Source organism: Ruegeria sp. CDSB117 (assembly GCF_059611005.1).
Genome location: NZ_JBXWOS010000003.1, coordinates 1 through 17,216 on the forward strand (window position 1 = coordinate 1; position 17,216 = coordinate 17,216).

Genomic DNA, 17,216 nt, shown 5'->3' on the forward strand with positions numbered 1-17,216 from the left:
TCCGGGGGTCTGGGGGCAGAGCCCCCAGCCCACCCAACCAATCAGCTGTTCATCGCCGCCCAGACGCGGGACGGGCTCACCGGCATATCGATGTGATCGACCGCCTTGCCGCCCGAGTTCAGCGCATCCAACACCGCATTGACCACCGCCGGCGGCGAGCCAATTGCACCGGCTTCGCCGCAGCCCTTCACACCTAACGGGTTATGCGTACAGGGCGTCTGGCTGGAATGATCGACACCATAGAAAGGTACGTCATCCGCGCGCGGCATCGCATAATCCATGAAAGACGCGCTCAGCAACTGACCGTTTTCGTCATAGGCACAGTTTTCCAGCAGCGCCTGACCAATACCCTGACCGATACCGCCATGAACCTGACCGTCGACGATCATCGGGTTGACTATGTTGCCAAAGTCGTCAGCGGCAGTGAAGGCCTCGATGGTCACCTGACCGGTCTCGGGGTCAACCTCGACCTCGCACGCATATGCACCGGCGGGGTAAGTAAAGTTGGCCGGGTCGTAAAACGCGGTCTCCTCCAACCCTGGCTCAACTTCCAGCGGATAGTTGTGCGGAACATAAGCCGTCAGGGTCACATCACCCCAGGCCACCGATTTGTCCGTGCCCGCGACGCTGAACTGACCGTCCTTAAGCTCGATATCGGCCTCGGACGCTTCCAAAAGGTGGGCCGCGATCTTCTTCGCTTTCTCGATCACCTTTTCCGTCGCCTTGACCATGGCCGAACCACAAACGGCCAGCGAACGCGAACCGTATGTGCCCATACCAAACGGGATCTTGGAGGTGTCACCATGAACGATCTCGACCATCGACTCGTCGATACCGATCATGTCGGCTACGACTTGCGGAAAGGCCGTCTCGTGCCCCTGCCCGTGGCTGTGTGCGCCCACCATGACGCTGATCGAACCGGTGGCGTTCACCCGAACAGTTGCGGCATCATACAGACCCGCGCGGGCCCCCAGCATCCCGACGATGTTCGAAGGCGCGATACCGCAGGCCTCAATATAGCAGTTGATGCCCAGACCACGCAGCTTGCCATTGGCTTCGCTTTCGGCCCGACGCGCGGCGAAACCCGCCAGATCGGCAGCGACCTCAAGCTTGTCCATCGTCCCGTTGTAATCCCCGGTGTCATAAGTCAGTGCGACCGGAGTGTCATAGGGGAACTGAGTGATAAAGTTCTGACGGCGCAGGGCAATCGGATCAACACCCAACTCGCGTGCAGCTTTGTCAACGACACGCTCCAGCTGGTAGGTCGCCTCTGGGCGTCCAGCGCCGCGATAGGCGTCCACCGGCACCGTGTTGGTGAACATCGCCTTCACATTCACCTGAATGACCGGCGTCTTGTAGTTGCCTGCCATCAGCGTGCCGTGCAGCCAGGTCGGAACTGAGCTAGAGAAGGTCGACAGATACGCACCAAGGTTCGCATAGGTGTTGGTGCGCAGGCCGATGAAGTTGTTGTCTGCATCCAGCGCCAACTCGATCTTGCTGACATGGTCGCGGCCATGGGCATCGGACATGAACGCCTCGGACCTGCTTGAGGTCCACTTGACCGGGCGATTGCAGGCCTTGGCGGCAAAGGTGCAGAACGCTTCTTCCGCATAGTGGAATATCTTGGTGCCAAAACCGCCGCCCACGTCCGGGGCCACCACGCGCACTTTATGTTCGGGCAGGCCCAGAACAAAAGCACACATCAGCAGGCGGATCACATGCGGGTTTTGCGACGTGGTAAATAGCGTGTATTCGTCCGTACCACGCTTGTACTCACCCACCGCCACACGCGGTTCCATCGGGTTTGCGACCAGGCGGTTGTTGACCAGATCCAGCGTCGTTACGTGAGCTGCATTGGCAAAGACCTCATCGACCTTGGCGTCGTCCGTCTCACCCAATTGCCAGTCATAGCAGATGTTGTTTTTCAGATCGTCGTGAACCAGCGTCGACCCATCCTGAGCAGCAGCTTTCATGTTCATGACAGCCGGCAGTTCTTCGATATCCAGATCGATCGCCTCGGCCGCATCACGGGCCTGTTCGAGGCTGTCTGCCACAACGGCCGCAATCGGGTCGCCCACATGGCGCACCTTACCTTGTGCCAAAATGGGGTGCGGCGGCTCCTGCATCGGCGCGCCGTGCTTGTCGGTCACTTCCCAACCGCAGGGCATCCCGCCCACGCCTTCGAAATCCTTGCCGGTGAAAACCTTCACCACGCCCGGCATGCCTTCAGCTGCAGAGGTGTCGATACTTTGGATCCGTCCATGCGCGATGTCGGACCGTAGGAAATGTACATAGGCCTGGCCATGTACGTTGATGTCGTCGGTATAATTGCCCGCTCCCGTCAGAAAGCGTACGTCTTCGCGCCGCTTGGAACTGGCTCCGATGCCACTGTCTTTGGGCATTGCTTGTTCTCCTCCCATAAACGGATGCTGTGCATCCTATGTCTTCCCACGGGCGCTTCATCGGACGCCCGCAGCGGCATCATTCGGCAGCGATGCTGCTGACGTCCTGACCAGATGCGGCCATGATCGCCTTGACAATGTTGTGGTAGCCGGTGCAACGGCACAGGTTGCCTTCCAGATACTTGCGCACCTCGGCTTCGGTCGGGCGCGGGTTTTCTTTCAGCAGTGCTGCAGCACTCATGACCATTCCCGGTGTGCAGAAACCGCATTGCAGGCCGTGATGGTCCTGAAATGCCTGCTGAATCACGTTCAGCGAGCCATCTTGGTTAGCCTGGCCTTCGATCGTGCCCACATCAGCCCCGTCTGCCTCAAGCGCCAGCATATTGCAGGACTTCACGGCCTCGCCGTTCACATGAACAACACACGCGCCGCATTGCGCTGTATCGCAACCCACATGAGTGCCAGTGAGATTGAGATTCTCGCGTAGAAAACCGGACAACAACGTCCGCCCTTCCACCTCACCGCTCACGGTCTTACCGTTCACGGTCATTGAGACCTTGGTCATAAGATCCTCCCCTATTGGCTTTTATCGCTGTCGCCGAGTTAAACACGGGAAAATTTGTTTGAGAACAAAAATATTTAGCGCCAATATCCGACGTTCGTAGGGGTCGTCTTTTCTATCTCGGCCGCCTAAGAAGAAAAGCTAAAATCTGCCACATCACCTTTTGCGCGACGCGCGTGGTTGCGGCCGCGTCGGGATTTCTTTCAACAGCCCGCCAACCCCCATCCCAGCAATGTCCGCGCCGGTTGTTTCGATGCCGCAAGCAACCCGCGACAAGACCCAATCCGCGCCGTTCAATGCAGGCGAACGGGCGCATCCGGGCAATCCGATTACTGGCCTTGGGCCGAGTGATCCAAGAAACAGCAGATTGCCGGGATCGACAGGCATGCCGAACCTATCCACCTGACCGCCAGCCGCCCGCACGGCCTGAGGTGCAACATCAAAAACATCAGATGTCGCAGAGCCGGTCAGGATCATCACAATGTCACCGGCAGCCTCTGAAATAGCCTCCGACAGCGGTTCGGCTTTGTGTGGAACGATCCGTACATCGCTGAGGTCCATGCCAAGGGTTTCTACCCGGCCGCGAATGGCTGCGATCCCCTTTTCGTTGGTTGGACCTCCGGGAATATCCGTTACGATCAGCCCTGCCGTTTTATGTACCGGTGCCACCAGACGAATCGAGGCCCTAGCCAGACCAGCGGCCTGCACGACGTCATCCTTTGGAACGGCGTAGGATATCACCTTGATTGTGGCGACCATCCCGCCCGGACCCATCTGTTGATATTGCGGCACCGTCGCTACTGTGATCATCGGGTTGACGCAGTTGAACTCCTGCAGGGCCGCAACGTCCAATTCGACAACACCCGGCCCGTCGGCCAGCAGGTTCACGCGCCCGGTAAACGGCTGCGTTACCCGTAATCCGGCGGCATCTGGATCAGGCGCAAGTGCAGCGGCCAACATTTCAGCAGCCTCGTCTTCGTGGCAATCGCCGGGCTCAAGCTGCGCAACTGTGACCTCATCATATCCAGCTGCACCCAGATGAGCCGCATGTTCGGCAGTCAGCAGCAATCCTTTGCGCAACTTGGCATCCTGAACCTGGACGGAGTGTGCAAGGATCGCGCCGGTGGCCTCGGCGACAGGAACGGGACCGAATTTCACGCCTTGCCCCGCAGCACGGCCGTCATCTGGGCGAGGATGGCCACCGCGATCTCGGACGGACCCGCCGCGCCGATGTCCAATCCAATCGGTCCGTGGATCTGGGCAATCTGTTCGTCCGTAAAACCCGCCTCTTTCATGCGAGCAACCCGCTTGGCATGCGTACGCGTGGACCCCAGAGCCCCGATATAAAACACGCCCGCCTTCAAGGCGGATTCCAAAGCCGGGTCGTCCAACTTGGGGTCATGCGTTAGCAAGACAACAGCGGTTCGCGTATCCATGCCCAGCTTGGCCACCGCCTCGTCCGGCCAATCAGTCAGGATGGTTTCGCCCGGGAAACGGGCACGAGAGGCAAAGGCATCGCGCGGGTCGATGATGGCCGGATCATATCCTGCGATCCGGGCCATCGGAACCAGCGCCTGCGCAATGTGCACTGCGCCCACAATTATTAAGCGTAGCGGTGGGTTATGAACCGCAACAAATGTCTTTCCGTCTTCTTCAAAACCTGATCGGTCCATCCGCATTCGAACCGGATAAGCGTTGCGGCGCAAAGCCCGGTGACCGGTTTCGGTATTAACTTCATAGGCCACCGGTTCCCGCTGTGCGCGGGCTTTGACCAGATCTCGCAACATGGATTCTGGCAGGACCGAACCGATAGGTTCCACTAAAACGCGGATCGTTCCGCCACAGGCCAAACCCACGGCAAAAGCGTCCTCATCGCTGACGCCAAATTCCAACAGGCGCGCATCACCTTCGTCCATCGCCTCAAGCGCTTCGACGATGACCGCGCCTTCGACACAGCCGCCGGATACCGACCCTTCGATCCGCCCGTCTGCGGCGATCACCAACTGTGCGCCGACGCGGCGCGGCGCGCTACCCCAGGTTTCAACCACCGTGGCCAACGCGGTTGGATGACCTTCGTCATGCCATTTCAGGGCCGTCTCTGGGCTGTTGTCGAATCTGTCCATTGCACCCTCCCGGCGTGTTCTGAACCAACATAGGCAGGTTTGGCGCAATGAAAAGTAAGCCTTAAGGCGAATACCGGATGTTCGACCTGTCTGTTAAATTGCATCGGCGTACACAAGCCCAGATTGCCAAGCAGCCCACAAATCATTGATTGCACCCGGCCCAGATTATAGCCTACATGCGTAGCTGCTGCATTCCAGTATGCGCATATTAATTTTTGACAATGGAGACAGAGAGTTGAAACGCATTTTTACACTCGGAATGGCACTTGGCCTGTTCACCGCAAGCGTTGCATCCGCAGACTCGTTCCTGCGTTACGGCGAGGTTGAAGGTTGGAAAGTATTTATTGACGAGGACAAGAAATCCTGCCTGATCGAAGCTGTTGATGACGCTGAAAACGTCGTTCAAATGGGCCTGACCGAAGATCGTGGCGTGGGCTATGTTGGCGTCTTCACCAAGGCCAAGACCGACATCAAGCGCGGTGAAAAAGAAGCTGTCGCGGTCCTGCTGGGCGACAACATCTATGTTGGTGAAGCTACCGGTATGAAGGGCAACATCACCAAGGGTTACTCAGGTGGTTACGTCCTGTCCGACGATCCCCAATTCGCCGATGACCTCGCCAAGCAAAAGGTCATGGTTGTGTTCCCGGAAAAGGAATTTGCCTTCACCGTTGATCTGACCGGCACTTACAAAGCCATGGAAATGGCCCGCAAGTGCAACGAAGAACAGCTGAGCTGATACTTAGTCGGAAAGCGCGGTCATCAACCGCGCTTTCTCACCCACGTCATCGGGTTTCGAGATGACATTGGCCAGATCTTCCAACGACGCGATCGAGTGACCAGCGCGGAAACTGTCAACATGGGGCAGCATGGCCGCGACGCCCTGCGCTTTGGGCGCGAACCCATCCCACCGTAGCAATGGATTCAACCAAATCAGACGACGCGCAGACAGGTGCAATCGCTCCGTCTCTTTACCCAACGCCTCGGGGTCTCCGCGATCCAGCCCGTCCGAAATCAATAGGACCACAGCACCCTGCCCCATGACCCGCCGCGACCAGTCGCGGTTGAACGCATGAAGGCATTCGCCAATCCGCGTTCCCCCTTCCCAATCCTGAGCCTCAGCCCCGGCGGCGGCCAGTGCGGCATCTACGTCGCGCTGCTGAAGATGACGGGTGATATTCGTCAGACGCGTCCCAAAGGTGAACGCGTGAACCTTGGCCCAGCCCGCCCCTTTGGCGTTCGACACCGCATGCAGGAAATGCAGGACGATCCGGCTGTACTGGCTCATCGACCCCGAAATATCGCAAAGCACAACAAGATTGGGCCATCGAGGTTTCGGCTTCAGCTTGGCAATATCGCGCAACTCTCCACCCTGACGCATCGCGGCGCGCAATGTCCGCGCCCGGTCGATGCGATGTCCCAGATGGCTGGCCTGACCGCGCCTGGATTCTATGGGCTTCACCGGCAGAGCAAGCCGCGACAGCATGCGCTTAGCTTGCGCGATCTCGGCGGTGCTCATCTGCTCAAAGTCCAGACTGCGCAGACGTTCCTCGGAGGACGCCGTTTGCGAGGCGTCGATCTCTAACTCGGATTCTTCTTGCTGCTCAGCCACCTCGGGCAGATCACGTTCAACCCCGTCCAACAACGCCTCGGCCGCGCGCTTTTCGGCCGCGTCAGCCTTGCGTTCTTCCTGTACGCCGCGAATGGCAGGCAGCATCATGGACATCATGTGCTCAAGATATCGGGGGTCACGCCAATAGAGGCGAAAGACCTGTGCAAATATAGCGCGGTGTTCCGGGCGGTTCACAAAACAGGCGTGCAATGTCCAGTAGAAATCCTGTTTTTCCGTGAACCCCGCCGCCTGAACCGCGCGAATAGCATCCACCACTCGACCCGTCCCTATCGGTAGCCCGGCCTTACGCAACGCGCGTGCGAAATGGGTGATGTTTTGCGCCAGCTTGGGGTTGTCCGGAATGTCGATCGGAAGCTGTTCAGCCATCAGGCTGGTTCCAGCGACGCTTTGGCTTGATCCAGTATTCGTTTCGCCTCGGACCCCTGCAATTTCTGGATGTCGTCCTGGTATTTCAAGATCGCACCCAGGGTGTCTCCGATCACTTCGGGGCTGAGGTTGATGACGTCCAGCGCAAGCAGGCATTTGGCCCAATCTATCGTCTCAGCCACACCCGGTTTCTTGAACAGGTCTTCGGTGCGTAGATGCTGAACAAAGGCCACGACCTCACGGCTAAGCGCTTCGGCAGCTTCCGGCGCGCGCGCGTGCAGGATTTCGATTTCTCGGTCGAAATCGGGGTAGTCGACCCAATGATAGAGGCAGCGTCTTTTTAGTGCATCATGCACCTCACGTGTGCGGTTCGAGGTGACGATAACGATGGGCGGCTCCGGTGCTTTGACCGTGCCCAGTTCAGGAATCGTGACCTGAAAATCGCTGAGCGCTTCGAGCAGGAACGCCTCGAACGGTTCGTCTGTGCGATCAAGCTCATCGATCAACAGGACCGGCGCGCCGTTTTCATCCGGGCGCATCGCCTGCAGCAGCGGGCGTTCGATCAGGTACTCGTCCGAGAATAGTTCGGTCTGCAATGTGCCCCGATCCGCCCCGCCCGAGGCTTCGGCCGTGCGGATCGCCACCATCTGCGCCGGAAAGTTCCATTCGTAAACAGCGGAAGAAGCATCCAGACCTTCGTAGCATTGCAGCCGGATCAGGCGCCGATTCAGACCGGCGGCAAGGGCCTTGGCGATCTCGGTCTTGCCCACCCCAGCCTCACCTTCCAGAAACAGTGGTCGGCCCAGTTTCAGGGACAGAAACACCACCGTCGCCAGCGCACGCCCGCAGACATAGCCCTGTGAACCCAACATGGATTGGACGGCGTCGATGGAATCTGGCTGTGTCATGTTTCGATCTCTCCCTTGCCACAACAGTTCATGACCACCCGCGCGCGTCAAGGCCGTGTTCTTTCCGGGACTTACGACGATCGGACTGATTGACAAGGTCTGGGACCGAATTGAAGGTCTTTCACCGCCGGGTCCGCTGTGCTAGCGGAAGGCCATGACCGATACCCTCACGATCCGCCGCCCCGACGACTGGCATCTGCACCTGCGCGATGGCGCGATGTTGCAGGCCGTCCTGCCCGAAACCGCGCGTCATTTTGCCCGCGCGATCATCATGCCGAACCTTGTGCCGCCCGTCGTGCGCGGCGATCAGGCCGCCGCCTATCGCGACCGCATATTGGCCGCGCTGCCCGAGGGCATGACGTTCGAGCCGTTGATGACGCTGTACTTGACCGAGGATACCGACCCCGAAGACATGGCCGCAGCTCATGCAAGCGGTCTGGTCAAAGCGGTCAAACTGTACCCGGCGGGCGCAACAACCAACTCTGCCTCGGGCGTGCAGGATTTCGACAAAGTGCGTCCGGTGCTGGAAAAGATGGCCGAGATTGGCCTGCCCATGTGCGTGCATGGTGAGGTGACCGACGCCGAGATCGACATTTTTGACCGCGAAACTGTGTTCATCGACCGTGTTCTGGATCCGATCCGCAAGGCCACACCCGGACTGCGCGTGGTGATGGAGCACATCACGACCGCGAACGGTGTCGAATACGTCAAATCCAATGACAAAGATCTGGGTGCAACGATCACGGCGCACCACCTGATCATCAACCGCAACCACATCCTCGTTGGTGGAATCAAGCCGCACTACTATTGCCTGCCTGTCGCCAAGCGCGAAGAACATCGACTGGCTCTGCTGGCGGCAGCGACTTCGGGCGATGCGCGGTATTTCCTGGGTACGGACAGCGCACCCCACACCGACGCAAACAAGGAAATGGCCTGTGGGTGTGCGGGATGTTTCACGGCGACCAATACAATGTCGCTGGTGGCGGAAATGTTTGACCGTGAAGGCGCTTTGGACAAGCTGGAAGGCTTTGTTTCGCTGAATGGCCCGGCTTTCTATCGCCTGCCGGTGAACGAGGAAACCATCACCCTGACCAAGGGCGAACCAGTAGATTACTCGGACAAGATCGAATCCGATGACGGACCCGTCACAGTGTTTGAACCGGGTTTCCCGTTGCACTGGCGCGTGACTTAACCCGCCAGCAACGCAGACAAATCGCGGGCGCGGCCTCCGGTGCTCAGCATCGACCAGATCGCGTCCGCGTCATCTGTTCCGATTAGCTTGTTGGCCTTGCCGCGCACCCGGTCCTCACGATCTGACAAAGTCATGGGGGCCAACAGGTCATGCGTGGCCTCGCGCCTTGCCCCATCCCGGCGCAACAAGGTCAGCTGCGCCTGCGTTTCTGACAAACTGTTATCCGCTTCGACAGAGACTCGGTCCCGCAAGGATACTAGACGCGGGTCGGCGCATATCTTGTCCGAATAGCTGCCTGGCAGGGCCGTATCATAGCCAAGCGCCTGCATCGCAATCACCGTCCGATATGAGAACTTGGCACCAAGGCCAGTTGTCGGGGATGTCTGGTTGCAGACGCTCATCCACCTTGGATGCGTCTTGATCTTGATCTCGGCGACTTCCGGTTCGGCGATATCCAGGTCGCGCGCGGCCTCAAGCGCGGCGTGCAATCCGTGGCAACAGGCATGAAACTTGTGACTGACGCTTTCAAAAAGCCATTCCGCACCCAGCCCATCCAATGAGGCTGCAATGTCAGACTGTCCTTTATGTGTCGCGCCGAATCCATAGGACCCTTCCAGCGCGTCTGAATTGGGATCGAATCCCGATGCTACCAACAAAGCTGCCTCAACCCCGGCAGAGGCCGCAAGACCCGCGTTATAAGGTTTTCCCATCGTTCCGAATTGCGCCTTTAGACCGGCAGCCCTAGTCGCCGTCAGGCCCAGAACTTTGCGCATCTGTTCGACGTCGAACCCCAGTATGCGCCCTGCAGCGACAGCCGCACCAAACGCACCGGACGTTGCCGTTTGGTGAAAGCCCGCCTGATAGTGATCACGCCCCAGCCAGAGGCCGATCCGAATGGACGTCTCCATCCCAACCAGCGCGGCTTCAAGGAGATCGACCAGAATACGATCGTCCCATTCGCTTAGCGCCAGCGCCGCCGGAAGGACGGCAACCGATGGATGGCCGATATGGGCGAAATGCGTGTCGTCATAGTCTAGGGCATGCGACACGGTTCCGTTTACCAATGCAGCACCGCGCAGGGGTGCCGCACCTCCACCAAAAAGGCTTGCTTGTTCCGCACCCCCTTCGCCAAGCACGAGGTCGCGCACTGTCCGGGAAACAGGCTCATCAACTCCGGCACGCCCGACAGCAATCCAGTCCAAAACAGAAAGAGACGTAACGACCCGCGTCTGCAAAGTCGTCGTGATAGGCCCCGCCGCGAAGGCTGCCAGTGATGTGGTAAAATCGGTCATGGGCGCAGTCTAGCGACCGCCAACCCGGGGTAAAGACCTAGCTGTACAAGTCCTTTGCGCGGGTCTCAAAGGCCTGAACGATCCGATGCATAGCCTCGTTGAAGACCACGCCGATGATCCCCTGAAGGATCGCGTTCTTGAATTCGAAATCCACGTGGAACGTGATGTTGCATCCGCCATCGTCGGCGTCAGCGAATTGCCAGTCGGATTTCATGTATTTGAATGGGCCGTCCAGATATTCAGTGTCGATTCTTCTCTGATCGGCAAACAATGTCACCCGGCTGCCGAACCGTTCGCGGAACACTTTGAACGAGATCACCAGATCGGCTTCCATGACCTGCGCCTCGCCCGCCGCATAGGTCCGACGAATGCGGGCAGCTGCGCACCACGGCAGAAACTCGGGATACTTTGCCACGTCCGCGACCAGCTCGTACATCTGCTGAGCAGTGTAAGGAAGGTGACGTGTTTCCGAATGAGTAGGCATGGCGTCCGGTTTTTCAGGTGACAATGGCGCGTCATGTCGTATGTTGCGCGCCAAAGATCAAGGGGGCAGCGATGAGCGACCGCGCATATGTGATAGATACGATGATCTCGGCCAAGGCGATTGCAGCCCGAATCGAGGAATTATGCCGCGAAATCACGGCAGAATTCGGAGATACCGACAAGCTGATCGTGGTCGGCCTGCTGCGCGGCAGTTTCGTCTTCATCGCGGATCTGGTGCGCGAGCTGGACCTGCCGATCGAAGTCGATTTCCTCGAAGTATCCTCGTATGGAGACGCGATGGAAAGCAGCCGGGAAGTACGCATTCTCAAGGACTTGCGCGGTGCGATTGAAGGGCGCGATGTTTTAGCGGTCGAGGATATTGTCGACACCGGCCACACGCTGAACCACGTTACAAAACTCTTGCGCAGCCGCAAGCCAAGCCGACTCAAGTCCATTGCCTTGCTGGACAAACCCAGCCGGCGCGAGGTCGATTTCCGTTCCGATTGGATCGGCTTTGAAATTCCGGACGAATTCGTTGTGGGTTACGGGATCGACTACGCGCAGCGCAATCGCAACCTGCCGTTTATTGGTAAGGTTCGTTTTGTCGAAGACTGAGAGGGGCAAAAACAAACCCAGATTCCAATAGTCAAAGTAGTTGCGCACCCTTGCATTCACTTAATTGAATACCATTGGACAACGCCCTCAACAACAGATTACCCTCCGACCATCTTGGGAGGATTCTGCTTATGAAAGTAATGTCTATTGGGCTTCTGGCGACTTGCGCAGTCGCCGCAACGGTTGGTCTTGCGGACGCAAAAGACAACAAGGGCAAAGGGAAAGGCCCAGACAAGTCGAAAATCGAAAAGTCGATAAAGACCAATAATGGCGTTGGTGTACCGCCTGGACAGATCAAGCGTTATACACGAGGTCAGAAAATCCCTAACGATCTGAATTTTGATTATCTTGATGACCTGGACGGCTGGAAGTTGAAGCCCCTACCCGCCGGTCAGCGATATATTCGCGTGGATGACGAAATCCTGTCGATATCAGATGACACTAAGACAGTCATTGATGCCGTTGGAATAGTGAGCGATCTCGTAAACTGAAGTTTCAGCCATTAAGTGATCGAATTGCGGCAACAAATACGTCTACTCCTACCGGGATAAGTGCGTCTGGGAAATCATAGTCAGGGTTATGCAATTGCGGATGATCCTGCCCTGACCCCAGCCAGAACATAGCCGTTTTCGCGCCTTTCCCAAATTGCCCGAAATCTTCTGAGAACTTTTGCGGCGTCTCTGTTGAATGGCACACTACTCCACGCTCGGCGCAGGCCGTTGCGATGATGCTCACCGCGTCGCGGTGATTGACGCAGGCCTCGAAGACATCGTCATAGGTGATCTCAAACTCCAGACTGTCGGCGGATGCGACGCGGCGCGCCAGCGCCTCGGCCTCGGTCATCAGCGTCTGCATCCGGGCATCTGAAACGGTGCGCAAGGTTACCCAGATCTCGGCCTGTCCCGGAGCGACGCCGAAAGTCGGCTCTCCCAAACGGGCATGCGTCACAGTTGTCAGCGCAAAATCGGCATCCAACGCGCCGCCCGCGCCCAAGCCTGCCAGTTGCAACATCAATTCAGACATTGCCCGAGCAGGTGAAACCCCATCCTGAGGCGCAGCCGCATGGGACGTCTTGCCGGTCAGGATGATTTTCATCCCGCGCGAGGCGCAATTGGCCGAACCCTGACACAACTCAACTGCACCAAGTTCCAACCCCGGCAGGTTGTGCAGAGAGAACACATAGTCCGGCGCGATCTGCGCGAATTGAGGGTCCGCGCGAAAGGCGATGGCGCCTTGCCCGGTTTCCTCAGCCGGTTGAAAGATCAATACCACCCGACCCTTATTAGGTCGCTGTCGCGCCAGGTCTTCGGCAACGCCAAGCACCATCGTCATGTGCCCATCATGGCCGCACAAATGCCCTTTGCCCGGAACCTTCGACACATAGGGGTGCGTGCCAAGTTCTTGAATCGGCAGTCCGTCCAACTCGCACCGGATACCCACGGTCGGCCCAGCTTGCCCACTGTCAAAAACCGCGGCAACACCGTGCCCCCCCAGTCCGGTAAGCACATGGTCCGCACCGAATCCCTGCAACAGCTCTGTCATGCGGGCAGCGGTATCGTGCTCCTGCCCGGAAAGTTCGGGATATTGGTGCAGGTTGTGGCGCAGGCGTGTCAGCCGCGCGTGCGCTTCGGGTGTCACCCCTGTTCCAGCTTTTTCTGGCGAGCCTCACGCAACCGGGCAAAGTCATCGCCCGCGTGATAGGACGACCGGGTCAGAGGTGTCGCGGACACCATTAAGAACCCTTTGCCATAAGCAGCTTTTTCGTAGGATTCGAATTCTTCCGGCGTCACGAACCGATCCACACCATGGTGTTTGGGCGTGGGCTGCAGATACTGACCGATGGTTAAAAAGTCGATATCGGCGGCTCGCATGTCATCCATGACCTGCCGAACTTCTTGCTCATTCTCACCCAAGCCGACCATGATTCCCGATTTGGTGAAAATAGACGGGTCCAGCTCTTTGACGCGCTGCAACAGCCGCAGCGAGTGGAAATAACGCGCACCGGGACGCACTTCGAGGTACAGACCGGGTACGGTTTCCAGATTGTGGTTGAACACGTCCGGCTTGGCCTCGACGACAGTTTCAAGAACGGAAGAATCACATTTAAGAAAATCTGGTGTCAAGATTTCAATCGTCGTCTTAGGCGACCGATGCCGCACCGCGCGTATCGTCTGCGCGAAATGGTCGGCACCTCCGTCCTTCAGGTCATCGCGGTCAACCGACGTGATCACGACGTGGTTCAGGCCCAATTTTTCGACTGCGTGGGCCACACGACCCGGTTCAAAAACATCCAGATCATCAGGGCGGCCTGTCGCGATGTTGCAAAACGTGCAACCGCGGGTACAAATCTCGCCCATGATCATCATGGTGGCGTGGCCCTGGCTCCAGCATTCGCCGACATTTGGGCATCCGGCCTCTTCACAGACAGTGACCAGATTGTTTTCGCGCATGATCTTGTGCGTCTCAGCATAACCCGTACCGCCGGGTGCCTTGACGCGTATCCACTTGGGCTTTTTGGGCTGCGCATTGTCTGGACGATGCGCTTTTTCGGGATGACGTTGTTCTGGGATCTTCAGATCACGCACGGCTGGCTTTCCTGACTTTGGGTCAATTTGCTTTGCACTAACATAATACGCACGCGCAGACTATGCCACCCGGGTATACCCGCCATGCACGGTACGTTTGCACTCGCAGAAAAAAGCCCGGCACTTCAAACACTCTAGGCAGATTAACTTTCGTTTACAGCCACCTAAAGCTATATCGCAATTGCAGCATTTCTGGCGTTGAAGGCGGTTTAGAACTGTTTTAAATCACCACTAATTCTAATGTGAATCACAGGAGCCCGTAGATGAAAACCGGCGCAAAACTGCCTTCCGTTACCTTCCATACCCGCGTTCGGGATGAAGCAATCGAAGGACCCAACCCGTTCCGTTGGGAAGACAAAACAACCGCTGATTACTTCGCAGGCAAGCGCGTCATCCTGTTTTCCCTGCCCGGTGCGTTTACGCCCACATGCTCGACCTACCAACTGCCCGGTTTCGAAAACGGCTATGCTGATTTCACTGCCAAGGGCATCGATAAAATCTACTGCATGTCCGTGAATGACAGCTTTGTCATGAACAAATGGGCACAGGATCAGGGCCTGAAAAACGTAAAAGTCATCCCTGACGGTTCAGGCGAATTTACCCGCAAAATGGGCATGCTGGTCGACAAGGAAAACCTGGGATTTGGCATGCGTTCGTGGCGCTACGCTGCCATCGTAACCGATGGTGTGGTCGAAGCCTGGTTCGAAGAGCCCGGCCTGATGGACAACTGCCCAGAAGACCCCTATGGAGTTTCGTCCCCAGAAACCCTGATGAAGCACCTGGAAGAAGCCAAAGAACCGGCACTGGCATAACAATTGTCAGGCTGACGTATCAAAGGCTCGCCTCAGGCGGGCCTTTTTTAATGGCGGGTCGCGGTTACGATATCATCGCCAACACGCCGGATGACTTCCGCAAGACTGTCGAACCAGTCTTCATGTCCCGTCGAAAGGCGCCGGACCAATCCCACAGTCCGCGCAGGTTGCGGTGCCCCGAACCGCATGAGCTTGAGCCCCGGAACAGCTTCGGTCTCCGAGCGGGCCGCGAGTTCAGGCATAAGTGTCAGACCAAACCCTTCGGCAACCAGTCGCGACAGAGTCGCCAATGAGGACGCCCCCATATTGATCAAACCGCTGCTTCTGTCCTGACCACAGACCTCAAGCGCCTGATCCGTCAGGCAATGTCCGTCATCCAGCAACATCAACTGCGCGGTCTGCAGATCCACCGGGCGCAAGGCATCCGGGTCTGAGTGTACTGTCCCAAGCCGCCCCGCGCTTCCGGCAAGCAGAAAGCGATCCTCGAAAAGTGGCAATTCGAACAATTCGCTGCCACCGGCCGGCAAGGCCATCACACCGGCATCGATTTCCCCGGCCCGCAGCATGGCCAGCAAGCGCTCGGTCCGGGCCTCTCGGATCTGCACCCGCAAGGAGACGTCGGCTGTGCGCAGCCCGGCAAGCACACCAGGCAAAAGATAAGGCGCAATCGTCGGGATGATTCCAATCGCCAAAGACCGATGCCCAACGGAATGATCCTTTGCGAACTGGTCCAGCCTGTCTGCCGCGCCAAGCACTTGACGGGCGTAGTCCAGCACATCGCGCCCCAATGGCGTCAGCAGGATGTCGCGCGCCTGACGTTCAAACAGCGGGCCGCCCAAAGTCTCTTCCAACGCTTTGATTTGAACCGACAGCGCTGGCTGCGAAACATGGCAGACCTGCGCCGCACGGCCAAAATTGCGCTGATCCGCCACCGCATTAAAATACTGAAGCTGTCTGAGGGTAAAATTCATAGGCAATTCCTATCACTACCCCCTGAAACCTCAACTGCGAATTATGGAAATTCTACCCAATCAGGCGAGTTTTCTCTGCCTGATCTTCGTAATGGCGCTTGAGGCGTTGCAGGGCGATGCGCAATACGATCTTCCCGGAACGCGCCGACCACCCCATGCGTTTTTCGGCTAATTCGAGCCCCTCAAGGTAACAGCAGCACCGCAGTGCCACGTCGCTTAACCCCGGTCCCAGATCCGACAGGGCACGTTCAACCCGAGCGCGGGCGTCTGACGATCCCTGGCCTGCATACGTTCCATTTGCGAAACTTCCCCGCCCCCCGGCCGTTAGAAAGTGATCCCAGTTTTGGGCAACCTGCGGACCGATCTGCGACAGTTCAAAGTCTTCGCGTAGCCGTTCGCCAGCGCCGACCAGAGTTTCGTCGAGAAAGGGCTTTCCGTCCTTGTCCCGCCTGCGCGCCAACGCGATCAGCGGACTTTCGGCAGCACTGTACCGAATACGTCTGGCGCCGTGCGACGACCTGTCCTGTCTTTGTTCGCCATGCGCCTGAAACGGCGATTGCGCCTCGGCCATGCCGAACTCGTTTCTGGCGCGGGCTTTGTTCTCGGCCTCGGCGATCAGTTGGCTTAAGGCCGACCGCCCAGCGGAAGAGATGCGATACCGGGAAATACGTCCAGGATTATCGCAGGATATCCAATCATTCAGAGCCAGCGCTTGCGCAATCGTGCAATCGACGACCGCAGTTCTTGCGGTCCCGCTGTCGCCGGTGTCCCGAACGACCACAGCCTTGTCCATCTCTTCCGCCACAGCCAGAACCGCGCCGGTTTCGCAAAGGCGACGCAGTATTCGAAGAGCTTCGCGGTTAAACTCATCGTCCTTGCTTGCTGCATCGTTGACCTGAATCCCCAAAGGCTCGTTCAAGGACCCAGCGCGCCCTTGTTGATCCGTGAAATGGACCTCTGCCAGTGCTTGCAGCGCAGCATCCACCAACGGATCGTCCCGGCGCATTTCAATACGTCGGATTTGTCTGAGTATGGTTGACGCATGGCACCCCACGGATCGCGCGATGTCGCGGATCGATTGACCGGTTTCGGTATGCGCCAGGTATCTCTGCGCCCCTTCAGGCACCCACGCCGGAATGGTGAAAGCCATGTTTTCTTGCATAGTCACTTGCCCTCGTCGACAAAACAATCGGTTCTCAATCGCCCCCGGTGAATGTGTTAACCAATCCTAACTAGAGCCGCTTTCGTTACTCGTTCGTTAACCGGGAGAAACAA

The 17,216-nt window shown here is 57.8% G+C and carries 17 protein-coding genes; 5 read left to right on the forward strand and 12 right to left on the reverse strand.

Translation table 11 applies throughout. The annotated features are described in order from the left end of the window. Positions 1–41: 41 nt before the first annotated feature. The 4 genes from AC2FJC_RS04665 to AC2FJC_RS04680 all read right to left on the reverse strand — a co-directional run bounded on the left by AC2FJC_RS04665 (position 42) and on the right by AC2FJC_RS04680 (position 5,087). Complete coding sequence (locus tag AC2FJC_RS04665; protein ID WP_496738600.1) at positions 42–2,402, reverse strand: xanthine dehydrogenase family protein molybdopterin-binding subunit; 2,361 nt, start codon at positions 2,400–2,402, stop codon at positions 42–44. 79 nt (positions 2,403–2,481) lie between these two features. Beyond that, positions 2,482–2,967 carry a (2Fe-2S)-binding protein gene (locus AC2FJC_RS04670; RefSeq protein ID WP_109311614.1) on the reverse strand — a complete coding sequence of 162 codons (486 nt, stop codon included), beginning with the start codon at positions 2,965–2,967 and terminating at the stop codon, positions 2,482–2,484. A gap of 153 nt (positions 2,968–3,120) precedes the next feature. Next, complete coding sequence (locus AC2FJC_RS04675) at positions 3,121–4,122, reverse strand: molybdopterin-binding protein (protein WP_496738601.1); 1,002 nt, start codon at positions 4,120–4,122, stop codon at positions 3,121–3,123. After that, positions 4,119–5,087 (reverse strand): XdhC family protein, encoded by a 969-nt coding sequence (locus AC2FJC_RS04680; protein WP_496738602.1) that lies wholly within the window; start codon positions 5,085–5,087, stop codon positions 4,119–4,121. The genes AC2FJC_RS04675 and AC2FJC_RS04680 overlap by 4 nt, the downstream gene beginning before the upstream one ends. Before the next feature lie 235 nt (positions 5,088–5,322). On the opposite strand from AC2FJC_RS04680, the gene AC2FJC_RS04685 reads away from it, so the two are divergent. Further along, entirely contained in the window at positions 5,323–5,823 is a 501-nt protein-coding gene (locus AC2FJC_RS04685; RefSeq protein ID WP_496738603.1) for a hypothetical protein, read from the forward strand. A gap of 3 nt (positions 5,824–5,826) precedes the next feature. Here AC2FJC_RS04685 and AC2FJC_RS04690 read toward each other — a convergent pair whose 3' ends face one another. Then, positions 5,827–7,083: a vWA domain-containing protein gene (locus tag AC2FJC_RS04690; RefSeq protein WP_496738604.1), complete on the reverse strand. Its 1,257-nt coding sequence runs from the start codon at positions 7,081–7,083 to the stop codon at positions 5,827–5,829. Continuing rightward, a complete protein-coding gene (locus AC2FJC_RS04695; RefSeq protein WP_496738605.1) occupies positions 7,083–7,991 on the reverse strand; it encodes an AAA family ATPase in 909 nt (302 codons plus the stop codon). Before AC2FJC_RS04695 ends, AC2FJC_RS04690 begins: the two co-directional genes overlap by 1 nt. A 154-nt stretch (positions 7,992–8,145) precedes the next feature. Between AC2FJC_RS04695 and pyrC the strand changes: the two genes are divergently transcribed. After that, positions 8,146–9,183 carry a dihydroorotase gene (gene pyrC / locus AC2FJC_RS04700; RefSeq protein ID WP_496738606.1) on the forward strand — a complete coding sequence of 346 codons (1,038 nt, stop codon included), beginning with the start codon at positions 8,146–8,148 and terminating at the stop codon, positions 9,181–9,183. Here the strand turns inward: pyrC and AC2FJC_RS04705 are convergent. Both AC2FJC_RS04705 and AC2FJC_RS04710 read right to left on the reverse strand, forming a co-directional pair. Beyond that, on the reverse strand, positions 9,180–10,475 hold the full coding sequence (locus tag AC2FJC_RS04705) for an MmgE/PrpD family protein (protein ID WP_496738607.1): 1,296 nt from the start codon (positions 10,473–10,475) through the stop codon (positions 9,180–9,182). The genes pyrC and AC2FJC_RS04705 overlap by 4 nt on opposite strands. 37 nt (positions 10,476–10,512) lie before the next feature. Continuing rightward, positions 10,513–10,959, reverse strand: a complete 447-nt coding sequence (locus AC2FJC_RS04710) for a type II toxin-antitoxin system RatA family toxin (protein WP_282118567.1) — start codon at positions 10,957–10,959, stop codon at positions 10,513–10,515. Between the two features lie 71 nt (positions 10,960–11,030). On the opposite strand from AC2FJC_RS04710, the gene hpt reads away from it, so the two are divergent. Continuing rightward, positions 11,031–11,573 (forward strand): hypoxanthine phosphoribosyltransferase, encoded by a 543-nt coding sequence (gene hpt, locus AC2FJC_RS04715; RefSeq protein ID WP_058271886.1) that lies wholly within the window; start codon positions 11,031–11,033, stop codon positions 11,571–11,573. A 131-nt stretch (positions 11,574–11,704) separates the two neighbouring features. After that, positions 11,705–12,064 carry a hypothetical protein gene (locus tag AC2FJC_RS04720; protein ID WP_496695312.1) on the forward strand — a complete coding sequence of 120 codons (360 nt, stop codon included), beginning with the start codon at positions 11,705–11,707 and terminating at the stop codon, positions 12,062–12,064. Positions 12,065–12,068: 4 nt separating this feature from the next. On the opposite strand, the gene AC2FJC_RS04725 is transcribed toward AC2FJC_RS04720, so the two are convergent. Together AC2FJC_RS04725 and lipA are read right to left on the reverse strand one after the other, a co-directional pair. Then, the gene (locus AC2FJC_RS04725; protein WP_496738608.1) at positions 12,069–13,211 is read right to left on the reverse strand and encodes an amidohydrolase; all 1,143 of its coding nucleotides are present in this window, start codon (positions 13,209–13,211) and stop codon (positions 12,069–12,071) included. Next, positions 13,208–14,158, reverse strand: a complete 951-nt coding sequence (gene lipA / locus AC2FJC_RS04730) for a lipoyl synthase (protein WP_496738609.1) — start codon at positions 14,156–14,158, stop codon at positions 13,208–13,210. The genes AC2FJC_RS04725 and lipA overlap by 4 nt, the downstream gene beginning before the upstream one ends. A gap of 263 nt (positions 14,159–14,421) precedes the next feature. Between lipA and AC2FJC_RS04735 the strand changes: the two genes are divergently transcribed. Further along, entirely contained in the window at positions 14,422–14,970 is a 549-nt protein-coding gene (locus tag AC2FJC_RS04735; RefSeq protein WP_496738610.1) for a peroxiredoxin, read from the forward strand. 47 nt (positions 14,971–15,017) lie between these two features. On the opposite strand, the gene AC2FJC_RS04740 is transcribed toward AC2FJC_RS04735, so the two are convergent. Then, positions 15,018–15,941 (reverse strand): hydrogen peroxide-inducible genes activator, encoded by a 924-nt coding sequence (locus AC2FJC_RS04740; protein WP_282168414.1) that lies wholly within the window; start codon positions 15,939–15,941, stop codon positions 15,018–15,020. 52 nt (positions 15,942–15,993) lie between these two features. Further along, complete coding sequence (locus AC2FJC_RS04745; RefSeq protein ID WP_496738831.1) at positions 15,994–17,103, reverse strand: DUF6456 domain-containing protein; 1,110 nt, start codon at positions 17,101–17,103, stop codon at positions 15,994–15,996. Positions 17,104–17,216: the final 113 nt, after the last annotated feature.

What these genes read in the sequence shown, in the direction of transcription:
- AC2FJC_RS04665 (WP_496738600.1), bottom strand. Translation starts at nt 2,402, where the DNA reads ATGCCCAAAGACAGTGGCATCGGAGCCAGTTCCAAGCGGCGCGAAGAC.
- AC2FJC_RS04670 (WP_109311614.1), bottom strand. Translation starts at nt 2,967, where the DNA reads ATGACCAAGGTCTCAATGACCGTGAACGGTAAGACCGTGAGCGGTGAG.
- AC2FJC_RS04680 (WP_496738602.1), bottom strand. Translation starts at nt 5,087, where the DNA reads ATGGACAGATTCGACAACAGCCCAGAGACGGCCCTGAAATGGCATGAC.
- AC2FJC_RS04690 (WP_496738604.1), bottom strand. Translation starts at nt 7,083, where the DNA reads ATGGCTGAACAGCTTCCGATCGACATTCCGGACAACCCCAAGCTGGCG.
- AC2FJC_RS04695 (WP_496738605.1), bottom strand. Translation starts at nt 7,991, where the DNA reads ATGACACAGCCAGATTCCATCGACGCCGTCCAATCCATGTTGGGTTCA.
- pyrC (WP_496738606.1), top strand. Translation starts at nt 8,146, where the DNA reads ATGACCGATACCCTCACGATCCGCCGCCCCGACGACTGGCATCTGCAC.
- AC2FJC_RS04705 (WP_496738607.1), bottom strand. Translation starts at nt 10,475, where the DNA reads ATGACCGATTTTACCACATCACTGGCAGCCTTCGCGGCGGGGCCTATC.
- AC2FJC_RS04710 (WP_282118567.1), bottom strand. Translation starts at nt 10,959, where the DNA reads ATGCCTACTCATTCGGAAACACGTCACCTTCCTTACACTGCTCAGCAG.
- hpt (WP_058271886.1), top strand. Translation starts at nt 11,031, where the DNA reads ATGAGCGACCGCGCATATGTGATAGATACGATGATCTCGGCCAAGGCG.
- AC2FJC_RS04720 (WP_496695312.1), top strand. Translation starts at nt 11,705, where the DNA reads ATGAAAGTAATGTCTATTGGGCTTCTGGCGACTTGCGCAGTCGCCGCA.
- AC2FJC_RS04735 (WP_496738610.1), top strand. Translation starts at nt 14,422, where the DNA reads ATGAAAACCGGCGCAAAACTGCCTTCCGTTACCTTCCATACCCGCGTT.
- AC2FJC_RS04740 (WP_282168414.1), bottom strand. Translation starts at nt 15,941, where the DNA reads ATGAATTTTACCCTCAGACAGCTTCAGTATTTTAATGCGGTGGCGGAT.
- AC2FJC_RS04745 (WP_496738831.1), bottom strand. Translation starts at nt 17,103, where the DNA reads ATGCAAGAAAACATGGCTTTCACCATTCCGGCGTGGGTGCCTGAAGGG.